5 protein-coding genes and 2 pseudogenes are annotated in these 12,320 nt (G+C 70.1%); 6 read left to right on the forward strand and 1 reads right to left on the reverse strand.

All coding sequences use genetic code 11. The features are described 5' to 3' along the window. From ACWDSL_RS47645 to ACWDSL_RS47670, 6 genes and pseudogenes are all read left to right on the forward strand, one after another. Positions 1-2,987 (forward strand): amino acid adenylation domain-containing protein (locus tag ACWDSL_RS47645; RefSeq protein WP_450495269.1); only part of this gene is annotated, 2,987 nt, incomplete at its 5' end. A gap of 33 nt (positions 2,988-3,020) precedes the next feature. Beyond that, entirely contained in the window at positions 3,021-3,671 is a 651-nt protein-coding gene (locus tag ACWDSL_RS47650) for an NADPH-dependent FMN reductase (RefSeq protein WP_450495271.1), read from the forward strand. Positions 3,672-4,096: 425 nt separating this feature from the next. Further along, the gene (locus tag ACWDSL_RS47655) at positions 4,097-4,570 is read left to right on the forward strand and encodes a helix-turn-helix transcriptional regulator (RefSeq protein ID WP_450495273.1); all 474 of its coding nucleotides are present in this window, start codon (positions 4,097-4,099) and stop codon (positions 4,568-4,570) included. 124 nt (positions 4,571-4,694) lie between these two features. Further along, a complete protein-coding gene (locus tag ACWDSL_RS47660) occupies positions 4,695-5,951 on the forward strand; it encodes an MFS transporter (RefSeq protein WP_450495274.1) in 1,257 nt (418 codons plus the stop codon). Between the two features lie 41 nt (positions 5,952-5,992). Beyond that, on the forward strand, positions 5,993-7,366 hold the full coding sequence (locus tag ACWDSL_RS47665) for an MFS transporter (protein ID WP_450495275.1): 1,374 nt from the start codon (positions 5,993-5,995) through the stop codon (positions 7,364-7,366). After that, positions 7,326-12,245 (forward strand): annotated as a pseudogene (locus ACWDSL_RS47670) (beta-ketoacyl synthase N-terminal-like domain-containing protein); the annotation flags it as partial. The gene ACWDSL_RS47665 and the pseudogene ACWDSL_RS47670, both read left to right, overlap by 41 nt. Here the strand turns inward: ACWDSL_RS47670 and ACWDSL_RS47675 are convergent. Beyond that, positions 12,223-12,320: pseudogene (locus tag ACWDSL_RS47675) on the reverse strand (tRNA (adenine-N1)-methyltransferase); the annotation flags it as partial. The pseudogenes ACWDSL_RS47670 and ACWDSL_RS47675 sit on opposite strands and share 23 nt — an antisense overlap.

The raw sequence follows: 12,320 nt of genomic DNA on the forward strand, positions 1-12,320 counted from the left end.
AAGAACTCAACCCGACACGGACCGCGGGCCGACACCCGCTGTTCCAGGTCATGCTGGTCCTCCAGAACAACGCACGCCCCATGCTGGAGCTGGGCCCCGTACGCACAGCACCAGAACCCGTCACCGCACGTAACGCGAAATTCGACCTCTTCGCCGAGCTGGAAGAAACCTTCGACCCACAGGGCCACCCAACCGGCATCCACGGAGTACTCGAATACGCAACAGACCTCTACGACCAAGCCACCGCAGACCGCCTGGCACAGGCCTTCAGCCGACTACTGAACACCGCCAGCGCCCGACCCGAGCTCCGCCTGAGTGACCTTCCACTGGCCGACCCCGCAGCGCAACAAGCCCAGCTGGCGGCATGGAACAACACGACCCGCACGTATCCGCCCACCACCCTGTCCGCGCTGTTCGAGGAACAGGCCGCCCGCACCCCCGAACACACCGCACTCATCAGCGACAACCACACACTCACCTACCGCCAACTCGACGAACGAGCCGACCAACTCGCCCGCTGTCTCATCCTCCGGGGGGTCGGCCCGGAACGGATCGTCGCGGTCCAGCTGCCCCGCTCCGTCGAACTGGTTGTCGCGCTGTACGCGATTCACAAGGCGGGGGCGGCGTATGTGCCGATCGACCCGTCCTATCCGCAGGACCGCGTCGACTACCTCCTCGAAGACGCCCAGCCAGTGCTGGTCATCGATGAGGGAACGTATGACTCGCTGAGTACGCAGCAGGTTCCGGCCGCTGTACGACTGCCCTCGCCGGGGGAGATCGACCCGCGGAGCCCCGCGTATGTCATCTACACCTCGGGTTCGACCGGGCGCCCCAAAGGCGTGGTCGTACCGCATGCAGGCATCGTCAACCGGCTGGTGTGGATGCATGACGAGTACGGTCTGGACTCCGACGACCGAGTCCTGCAGAAGACGACGTCGAGCTTCGATGTCTCGGTGTGGGAGTTCTTCTGGCCGCTGGCCGTGGGAGCCACGCTCGTCCTGGCCAAGCCGGAGGGGCACAAAGACCCGGGCTACCTGGCGTCGCTGATCCAGCGGGAGGCGGTCACCACGCTCCACTTCGTACCGTCGATGCTCGAGGTCTTTCTTCAGCACGACGCGGCGCGAGGCTGTACGGGGCTGCGGCGGGTCTTCTGCAGCGGTGAGGCTCTGTCGGGCGACCTGGCCAGGAGGTTCCACTCAACCCTGGGTGTCGAGCTCCACAACCTCTACGGGCCGACGGAAGCATCGGTGGACGTGACGCGTTGGCGGTCCACACCGCTCCACACCGATGGGGCGACGGTGCCGATCGGTCGTCCGGTGGCGAATACGCGGATGTTCGTGCTGGATGCGGGGTTGCGACCGGCGCTGCCGGGTGTCGTGGGCGAGCTGTATATCGCCGGTGCTCAGCTGGCTCGGGGGTATCTGCGGCGGGCCGGGCTGTCCGCCGAACGCTTTGTGGCGTGTCCATGGGGGCCCGCGGGCGCGCGGATGTACCGGACGGGCGATCTGGCCCGGTGGTCGGCCGACGGGGTGCTGGAGTACATGGGCCGCGCCGACGATCAGGTGAAGGTGCGGGGCTTCCGTATCGAACCCGGTGAGGTCGAGGCCGCGATGGTGGCCTGCGCCGAAGTGGCCCAGGCCGCGGTGGTGGCGCGGGAGGACCGACCCAGGGATCAGCGGCTGGTGGGCTATGTGGTGCCGGCAGCAGGCACGGCAGTCGACGCGAAGAGTGTGCGGGCCACGCTGGCCACGCGGCTGCCGGATTTCATGGTGCCTTCCGTGGTCGTGGTCCTCGAACAGCTGCCACTCACACCGAACGGCAAACTGGACCGACGGGCACTTCCGGCACCCGACTATGCGGTGGCCGGATCGAGTCGTGCGGCTGCCACACCAACGGAAGCATGGCTGGCGGAAGTGTTCGCCGAGGTGCTGGGGGTCGATGCGGGTCGGATCAGGGCGGAGGAGAGCTTCTTCGATCTCGGCGGCCACTCCCTCCTCGCGGCCCGGCTGATCAGCCGCGTCCGGAGCGGACGAGCCGTGGAACTCGGCATCCGTGCGCTGTTCAACACGCCCACAATCGCCGGACTGGCCGCCCTCATCGACTCCGACACGGTCGGTGCGGGCGCCATCGAGGCGGCTGATCCGCTGGCGGTGATGTTGCCACTGCGCGCCGACGGTCATAAACCTCCGGTGTTCTGCATCCACCCGGCGGTCGGCATCGGCTGGGTCTATTCGGGTCTGCTGAGGTATCTGGACGCCGACACTCCGCTCTATGTCCTCCAGTCGCCCATGCTCTCCGACCCGGCCGAGCGCCCCACCAACCTCGTGGAGATCGCGGAGACATACATCCGGCAGATGAGGAAGGTGCGGTCCACCGGTCCGTACCACCTCGTCGGCTGGTCCTTCGGCGGCGGTGTGGCGCAGGAGATCGCCGCCCGGCTGCAGTCGGGCGGCGATGAGGTCGGGCTTGTCGCCGTGCTCGACGGCTATCCGGTCACACCGGAGGAGCTGACGGAGCAGACATCCGGTCTCGGCGCTCTTCTGGACTCGGTGGGCATGCTGCCGGCGTCGAGAGACGCCGCGGGCGAGGGCACTGAGCAGGCCGCAGTTGATGACCGTTCGCCCGACATCGACATCGACATCGACATCGACGAGGAACGGTTTCTCAGTCTCGCGGCGGAGCCGGGCAGCCCGCTTTCGCTTCTCCCGGCACGGGCGCTCGCACTGCTCCCGCGGGTGTTCGCCACCCATGTCGCCCTGTCCGGGGCGATCAGTGGCCGCGTCTTCGGTGGTGATCTGCTCTTCTTCTCCGCCGCGCTGGACAGAGGGGACGGATGGCCGACTCCGGATGCGTGGCGCCCCTACGTAGCCGGGGCCATCGACGTGACCGACGTACCCGTCGCACACGGAGCCATGACCGGGCCCGAGGCGCTCGCGGTCATCGGTCCGGTACTGACGGCGCGGCTTCGAGTAACGGTATCGACCTGAACAAACCGCGGGGCGGCGGATGTCAGAGGACTTGTGGCGCAGGACGAGAGGGAGGGCAACGTGCCGGAAGCGGTTCAGGTAGTGGGAATCGGCGGGTCCAACAGAGCGGGCTCGACTGCGGAGAAGGCCCTGCGCATCGCCCTCGCCGCGGCTGTCCGCCGAGGCGCGCGAGTGAAGCTGATCAGCGGGCCCGACCTGGTGATGCCGTTGTACGAATACACGGCGGCAGAACGGTCCGAACGGGCGAAAGCACTCATCGAAACCGTCTCGGCGGCGGACGGCCTGATTATCGCCACGCCCGCCTACCATGGCTCGATCTCGGGAATGGTGAAGAACGCACTCGACTACATGGAGGAACTGCGCTCGGACCGGCGGCCGTACTTCTCGGAGCGAGCCGTGGGCTGTATATCGGTCGCCGGAGGTTGGCAGGCGTCGGCGTCGGCGGTCTCCGCGCTACGGACAACCGTTCACGCGCTGCGTGGCTGGCCCACTCCGCTCGGGGTCACGATCAATACGGAGACCACTTCGTTCGACGTCGATGGCCGGGTGCAGGACCCACAGGTGGCCGAACGCCTTGAGCTGGTGGCCGAACACGTCGTCGAGTTCGCCGTGATGCGGCGGTCGTTGAGTGCGCAACAGATGAAAACACCCACGCTGCGGGAGCTTGCCCCCGCACAGATCTGACCAGCGTGGGCACTTATTGCCAAAGCCCTTGACACCCCCGCGGGCGGCACTTTAGCTTTCGGAACGACGCTCAATAATACTGATCCATGACCAGAGTGTGACCGTCGGTGGCTCAATACAGAGCAACTGAGAGCGACTGGGAGCGGCCCGCGGGGAGCGTTCGCATCTGAACGGGGGACAGCACATTGGGACGGGTGGCCACAAAACCACACCCCACGGCAGGATTAGCCGGGCGCGTTATGTTTCACGCGCCCCGGAAGCGCCGCCACGCTGAAATTTTTTGGCGTATGTTGACTTTTTCTCCACCTCACACATGCCCCCGCCCTCGCTGATGCCCTGTCACGGAGCAGAAGCCGGGGATCGGCCTGTCTAAATCCAATGCACTAGCCCCCTGACGCGGGGCAATGTCCATGGAAGGGGATGTCGTGAGCATATCCGAGAAATCTTCCCAATTCGGAGAGATTCTTCGCGAGTACCGAATATCGTGCGGAATGACACAGCAGGAGCTGGCGGACTTCTCAACGCTCAGCGTGCGCGCCATCCGCGACCTTGAACGCGGGAAAGTGGCCAGACCGCGAAAGGAAACCCTGCGCCTTCTGGTAAAGGCCCTGGATCTGCCCGAAGACGACCGTGAAAGATTTGAGTCGCTTCTGGTTTCGGCCCGTGGCAATCGATTCAGGTCGACCGCCGCCAACTCTCGGCAGCGAAATTCCCCGGGAAGTGGTACTCGTGAGGAAGCGCCGGATGTCGTACTCGCATACCTACCCGAACAGGGCACGGCGGCACCTGATGCGCTAAACGGCGGAATCTATGCGGATGTACTGAACTCCCTGGCCGCGAACTTAAATCTGACAGGCCGTCACATGGCCATCGTGGTCCTCTCGCCGGACAGGGCGTGACCATTTCTTTCTTTACAGCGGTCCCCCACGCCAGAAGTGCCCGCGATGGCGGCCGTATCCCGTATGCGGCCGTGTGACGGAGAGAACTGAATCAGTGGACAGCGAGACGAGTGCAGGGAAGTCCGTGGCAGAAGCGGCCCGTCCAGCCACCAGCAAGACGGGCCGGCTGGGAAGACCGGTCTACCTTCTCACAATCTGCCAATTCCTTTATTACGCGGGCGTCAGCGTCGACCTGACCCTGACGGCCGTCGTCGGTCTCGAGATGGCACCGACCGGCGCCCTGGCGACGCTGCCACTCACCGTGATGACGGTCACCGGAACCATCGCCTCATACGCGACCGGAATGCTTTCCGCACGATACGGACACCGATTGGTCCTGGCCGTGGGCGCCTGCATCGCGGTGACCGGTGGTCTGGTCTCCACGCTCGCCGTCCAGACGGATTCCTTCTTCACCTTGTGCGCGGGTACGGGCATGGTCGGGGTGTACCGGTCGACGGGCGGCTACTTCCGGTTCCTCGCGGCAGACCTGGTGCCCAAGGCGTCCCGGACCAGGGCGCTGAGCACGGTCCTCTGTGGTGGCGTGGCAGCGGCGATCGTCGGTCCTTGGGCCGCGACACAGAGCAGTGGCCTCGTGGGCGCCGAGTTCGCCGGCTCCTACCTGTTGGTGTCCTGCCTGGCGTTCGCCGTCGTGCCTGTCATCCTCGCCGTACGACCGGCGTCGCCTCGTCCGACGGAAGCGGATTCCGATGCGGATTCCGATCCGGATTCCGCTACGGAGGAGGAAACGGCCCAGGCCACGCGCGTACGCGATGTCGTGCACACCAGTGACTTCCGCAGGGCCTTCAGCTTGCTGGCGGTATCCACGGGCGTGATGACCATGCTGATGGCCGTCGGCCCGATCGGCAGCAAACACGCCGGGCACTCCTTGTCCCAGGGGGCGATGGTCATCCAGTGGCACATGGTGGGGATGTTCGCCCCGGCCTTGTTCAGCGGCCGGCTGACCACCGCGTGGGGCCCTCGCTGGACCGGAATGCTCGGGGCGTCTCTGCTGGTCACAGGGGCCGGGATCGGTTCGCTCGGCACGGGGATGTCCGCGTTCATGGTGTCGTTGGGGCTCGTGGGCGTGGGCTGGAATCTGGCGTACGTCTCCGGCAGCGCCTACGCGGTCCGTTGCTACCCCCAGGGCAAGGGCGGGCGGGTCCAGGCCACCATCGAGGGCAGCACCGCATGCGTGGGCGCCATGGCCTCGTTCTCGGCCAACCTGGTGTTCTCCCAGTTGGGATGGACAGGGACGAACCTCGCGGCGCTGGTCCTTCCGCTGATCGTCTGCGTATGGCTGGCCATCGCCCGCACCCCCGAGCGTGAGCCGGCAGCTGCCTGAACTCGCCCGTCTCGATGCCGGAGTGCCACAGGGGGAGCCCAATGGCGAGTACGGACCGACGCTTCCGCATTCTCGTGTCCGCGTATGCGGTGTCCGCCTATGGCAACTACCTGAACCTGATCGGCTTGAGTCTGTTCAGCTACGAGGTGACCGGCAGCGCGCTCGGTGTCGGCGCGATGATGGCGTTACGGCTGTTCTCCGGCTTTCTGGCGGGGCTCGCCGCCGGGGCGCTCTCGGGGAGAGTCACCCGCCGGACGGTCATGATCTGGACGGATGTCGCCCAGGGCGCCGCCATGACCGTGCTGGTGCTCACCGCTCCGACCACCCCGCTGTGGCTGCTCGCCGTCGCGGTCGTGGTCCTCGGTGCGGGGAACACCTTCTTCACCGTGGCCCTGCGCAGTGCGGTTCCGGTCATGGTCGGCCAGGAGGCCCGCGCCCGCGCCAACGGCCTGCTGGTCACCGCGAGGTCGCTGGCCACGGTGCTGGGCTTCGCCTCGGCCGCGCCGGTCATCGCCTTCGGTGGCTACTCCGCCGCGTTCGCCGTCAATGCCGTGAGTTTCCTCTGCTCCGCCGCGGCTTTGCTGGTGCTTCGGCCGCGTACGGACGATGAGGGGGACGAGGGGGACGAGGGGGACGAGGGGGACGAGGGGGACGAGGGGGACGAAGGGAAGGACGTACCGGCGGACACGGCCTCCCGCGGGGGCACCGAACCTCCGGTCCGCGCGGGCCGCGGCCTGCGCCTGTGGCGCGGAGCGGCAGGTGTGCGCTCACTTGTCCTTGGCATGATCCTTCTCAGGGGCATCGACGCGCTGGCGTCCTCCTCGCACAACGTCGCCCTGCCGGTGGTCGCACACTCCGCGGCCCCGGACGAACCCGCGCTGTTCATGTCCCGGTTCTGGGCCGCGTGGGCGGTGGGCACCGTTCTCGCCCATCTGGTGCTCAAGCGCAGACAGGGCGAGGCGGCCTGGGACGAGCGTGCGTTCGCGCTCGGCACCTGCGCGATGTCGCTGTCGTTTGTGGCGGCGTTCCTCGGACTGCCCGCCTTCGCCCTGATGGGGGCGGCCGTGTCGGCGGGGTTCGCGGATGGCTGGACCGAGATCGTCTTCACCTCCCGCCTCCAGGCGGCCCCCGACCGACAGCGCGGCCGGCTGTTCGGGCTGTCGGCCACGGCGGAGCAGTCGGGGTTCGCGCTGGGGACGGTGGCCGCCGCGGCGGCCCTCGAGACGCTGCCGGCCCCGGCCGTCGTGGGCGTCTTCCACGGCATGGCGGTGTGCGGCGCACTGGTCCTGCTGATGTGCACCGCCGGCCGCCGCGGCCCGGCCCGGCGCGGCCGTCGACAACCGGACAACGGGAATGACGAGGGAGAGGAAACGCATGGACCGCGTACGGGGGCAAGCCATCTGCCGGGGGCCTGAGCCGGACCGCGGCGAGGACGATCCGCGCGACGCCGTGCAGGCGCTGCTGACGGCCGCGGACTCCGCGCCCGGCGGGGCCGTCGTCACCGTCGCCGCGGACGGTTCGACCAGCGCTCTTCCGTACCCCGAACTGCTGCTGCGGGCCCGGCGAGTGCTCACCGGACTGCGCGAGCGCGGGCTGCGCCCCGGCGACGCCGTGGTGCTGTGCGGCCTGCCGCTGGCCGAGTTCTTCCCGGCCTTCTGGGCCTGTGTGCTCGGCGCCGCCCGCCCCGCCATCATTGCCGAGCACCCCGCCCCGGCCTCGCCCGCACTCCAACGCCTGCTGCAGACCTGGGAGTTGTTGGACCGGCCGCTGGTGCTCACCGACCCGGCCGGCGCGGCGGACCTCGCACAGTCCGCTCCGGGGATGCGCGCCGTGGTGGCGCGGGACGCTCTGAACGCCCCGCCCGCGGGTGACCTCATCGAGCCGGCCGCGTCCGACACCGCGCTGCTGATGCTGTCCTCCGGCAGCACCGGAGTGCCCAAGGCCGCACGGTTGACGCACGCCGGTCTGGCGGACTTCGCCGCCAGCGCCCGGCGGACTCTGGACGTCGGCCGGGACGACACGATGGTGAACTGGCTGCCGGTCGACCACAGTGGCGCGTTCCTGCTGTACCACATGCTCGCGGTCTTCGCCGGATGCACCAACGTCCACGCGCCGACCGAGCTGGTCCTCGCCGAGCCGCGGCGCTGGCTCGACCTCCTCGATGAACACCGCGCCCAGCACGGCTGGGCGCCGACCTTCGCCTATCAACTCGTCGTGGACGCGCTCGCCGAGCGGCCGGAGGGGAGCTGGGACCTCAGCCGCGTCAAGTCCCTGCTCTGCGGGGGCGAGCGGATCGCGCTGCCGGTACTGACCCGCTTCCTCGACGCCACAGCCGCGTACGGCCTCCAGGAGCGGCACATCGTCCCGGCGTGGGGAATGGCCGAGACGGTCACAGCCGTGACCTACGGCCGCCTCGACCGGCCCAGCACCGTGCACCGCCTGCTCAAGAGCAGCCTGGGCGGGCAGCTGATACGGGCCGACGAGGCAACACCCGAGGAGGACTGCGTCACGTTCGTCGCGGCCGGAGCACCGGCGCACGGCGTCACACTGCGCATCGTCGACGAGCACGGCGAACTCGCGCCCGAGGGCGGCATCGGCCGCCTCCAGGTGCACACGCCCGCTCGCCTCACCCCCGGCTATGTGAAGAACCCGGAGGCGGACGCGGCGGCCTACCCCGCCGGGCGGGACTGGCTGGACACCGGAGATCTCGCCTTCCTCGACGCGGGCCAGGTCGTCATCACCGGCCGGCGCAAGGACCTGATCATCCTCAACGGACACAACGTCTACTGCCATGAGGTCGAGGAGGCCGCCACCGCCGTCGCCGGGGTCAGGCAGGGGGAGGTGGCCGCCTGTGGCATCCCGCACCCGGAGCGTGGCACGGAGGAGCTCGCCGTGTTCTTCGTGAGCCGCGGCGCCGCCGAGGACGTACGGATCGCGGCCGAGGTGAAGGCGGCGCTGTTCGCTCGGCTGCGGCTCGCCGCGGCCCATGTCCTGCCCGTACCGCGGGACGAGTTCCCCAGAACGCCCGCGGGAAAGGTGCGCCGCGCCGAGCTCCGGGACCGGCTGACGGGCGGCGGATTCGCCGCGGCCACGGCCACCGGCCCGCGCGCCGGGCGGGATCCCGACGCGATCACGCGGACGGTGCGGGAGGAGACCGGCGCGGTGCTGGGCCGACCGGTGGACGCGGACCTGCCGTTCTACGAACTCGGTCTGACCTCCGTGCTTCTGGTGCGCCTGCGGGCCCGGCTGGAGGAGCGGCTCGGGACACCGATCGCCCAGACCGCGTTCTTCGAGCACCCCACCGCGGCCGCGCTCGCCGCACATCTGTCCGGCGCCACCGGAAACCGGGCCGAGCCCACGCCCACCGGGATCGGCCACGCCGACACCACCGATCGGCGCATCGCCGTCGTCGGGTTGTCCCTTCGCTTCCCGGGCGCGAAGACGCCGGAGCAGTTCTGGGCCAATCTCCGCGACGGCGTGGACAGCGTCCGGACCTTCGGCGTGGAAGAGCTTGCCGCGGCGGGCCTGCCCCCCGAGGTGCTGAGCGCCCCCGACCTGGTGCCCGTCGCCGGAGTCCTCGACGCGGTGGCGGAGTTCGACGCGGACTTCTTCGGAATGCCCCCCAAGGAAGCCGAGCTGACACACCCCGCACACCGGCTGTTCCTGGAGTGCTGCCACCAGGCGCTGGAGGACGGCGGCTACGCGGCGGCCGAACCGGGCACCCGGATCGGGGTGTTCGCGGGTTCGGGCATGAACCTCTACGACCACCAGCGGCCGTCGGCGACCGGATCGTCCCACGACGTGGCGGACCCCGCCACCGGCCTGCAGACGGCCATCGGCCGGCAGCCGGACTTCCTCGCCGCCCGGGTCGCCTACCGGCTCGGGCTCACCGGCCCCGCCATCGGTGTGCAGACGGCCTGTTCCACCTCGCTGGTCGCCGTGCACCTCGCGGTCCAGGCGGTGCTGTACGGGGACGCCGATCTGGCGCTGGCGGGCGCCGCGGCCGTGCACTTCCCCCAGGAGACCGGCTACCGCAGCCACCCCGGGTCGATCCTGTCGCCCACCGGGCGCTGCCGCGCCTTCGACGCGGAGGCCGACGGCACGGTCGGCGGCAACGGCGTGGCGGCCGTCCTGCTCAAGCGGCTCGACCGCGCGCTGGCCGACGGCGACACCGTGCACGCGGTGATCCTGGGCTCCGCGGTCAACAACGACGGCGCGGACAAGGTCGGCTTCAGCGCCCCCGGTGTCGCGGGGCAGATCGAGGTGGTGCGCCAGGCGTTGCGGAGGGCGGCCGTCCCGGTGGACACGGTCTCGTACGTGGAGGCACACGGGACGGGCACCCGGCTCGGCGACCCGGTGGAAATGGAGGCGCTCGCCCGGGCCCTCGGCGAGGGCACCGACCGCACGGGCTTCTGCGCGGTCGGCTCGGTGAAGCCGAACATCGGGCACCTCGACAGCTGCGCCGGCATGGCAGGGCTGATCAAGACGGTTCTCATGCTGCGGCACCGCACCTTGGTGCCCACGCCGCATCTGACCCGCCCCAATCCCGAACTCGGCCTGGACGGCGGTCCGTTGACGCTTGCCACCGAGCTGAAGCCGTGGTCGCCACCGCCCGGTGTGCCGCGCCGGGCCGGAGTCAGCGCCCTCGGGGTCGGCGGCACCAACGCCCATGTCGTGCTGGAGGAGCCTCCCGCACCGCCCGCGACCCCCACGGCCGCGCCCGAGCTGCCCGTACTCGTGCCGGTGTCGGCCCGCGACACGCAGGCCCTGGACGAGTTGACCGGTCGGCTCCGCGACCGCTTGCGACAGGAGCCCGAGCTCGCGGCCACGGATGTGGCGGCCACCATGGCACTCGGCAGGCCGCACCGCGCGGCACGGGCCGCGGCCGTCGGCCGGACGGCCGAAGAGCTCGCCCGCGCGCTGGAGGAGCGGCGGGCGCCGCAGGGCCCCGTCGGGCCGGTTGCGTTTGCCTTCCCGGGGCAGGGCAGCGCACGCCGCGGTATGGCGAGTGGACTCTACCCCGCGTATCCCGCCGCCCGGCGCGTACTCGACCGCTGCGAGGAGATCTACGCCGGCGAGTTCGGCGGAACCCTGCTGCCGCTCCTACTGGCGGAGCCGTCGGCCGACGGCGAGATCTGGCCCACCGAGACGGCCCAGGCCGCCCTGTTCGCCCACCAGGCGGCGCTCGGCGAGGTGTGGCGCGCCGCCGGCGTCCGCCCCGCGCTGCTGCTGGGCCACAGCGTCGGAGAGTACGCGGCGCTGTACGCGGCGGGCGCGCTGACGCTGGAGGACGGGCTGCGGCTCACCGCATGGCGCGGGCGCCTGATGCACCGGGCCTGCCCGGTGGGCGGCATGCTCGCGGTCCGCGCCGACGCCCGGACCGCGCGGCGCATCGCCGAGAGCGCCGGTGCCGACGTGGCCGCGGTCAACGGCCCGCGCGCTCAGGTGATCTCAGGTTCGCGGCAGGCCCTGGACGAGGTGGCGCGCCTCCTCGACCAGGAGGGGCTGCGCCGACGGGCGCTGCCCGTCGACCGGGCCTACCACTCGGCCGCGATGGAACCGGCCCTGCGGGAGTTCCGGGTCCATGCCGAAGGCGTGGCGTACCGTCCGCTGCACACCCCGCTGGTGACCGCGGCCGACGGAGCGGTGCGCGGCGCGGGCTGGACCGTCGACGCGGACTACCTCTGTCTGCAGGGCCGGCAGCCGGTCCGCTTCGACCTGGCCATGGCCGAGGCCGTCGGGCAGGGGTGTCAGGACTTCGTGGAGATCGGGGCCGGGAACATCCTCGCCGGCCTCGGCCGGCACTGCGCACCCGCGAGCCGCTGGACGGGCGGGCAGGGCGACGGCGACGGGACGGCCGTACAGCTGCACGGGCTGCTCACCGCGCTCGGCTCGCTCTACCGCAGGGGAGCCGAACTGGACTGGCGCGCGCTCACCCGCGGCGGGGGCCGGGTGTCGCTGCCGGGGCACCCGCTGCGAAGACGCTCGGTGGCGGCCCCGGCTACCGTCCCGGCTCCGGCTCCCGCCCCGGCCACGGCTCCGGCTCCCCGAACGCTCCCGCCGGCCTCCGCCTCGAAGGCACCTGTCGTCCCGGGTGAACTCCTGGCGGAGGTGCGGGCGCTGACCGCTGACAAACTGGGCATGGCCGTGGCGGACGTCACGCCAGACAACTCCTTCTTCGAGTTCGGCGCGGACTCACTCTCCCTGATGGGCATGACGGCGGAGCTGGAACAGCGGCACGGGGTACGCGTTCCGGTGCGAGAGCTGTTCGACTCGGCTCAGGGGCACCGATCAGCTCGTCGTGGGGGAAGGAACCCTTGTGGGTGTGGAAGTTCTTCCCGGCCTCGAGCGTGAAGGTGTAGTGGCGTC

Source organism: Streptomyces sp. NPDC000941, from assembly GCF_053599555.1.

What these genes read in the sequence shown, in the direction of transcription:
- ACWDSL_RS47665 (WP_450495275.1), top strand. Translation starts at nt 5,993, where the DNA reads ATGGCGAGTACGGACCGACGCTTCCGCATTCTCGTGTCCGCGTATGCG.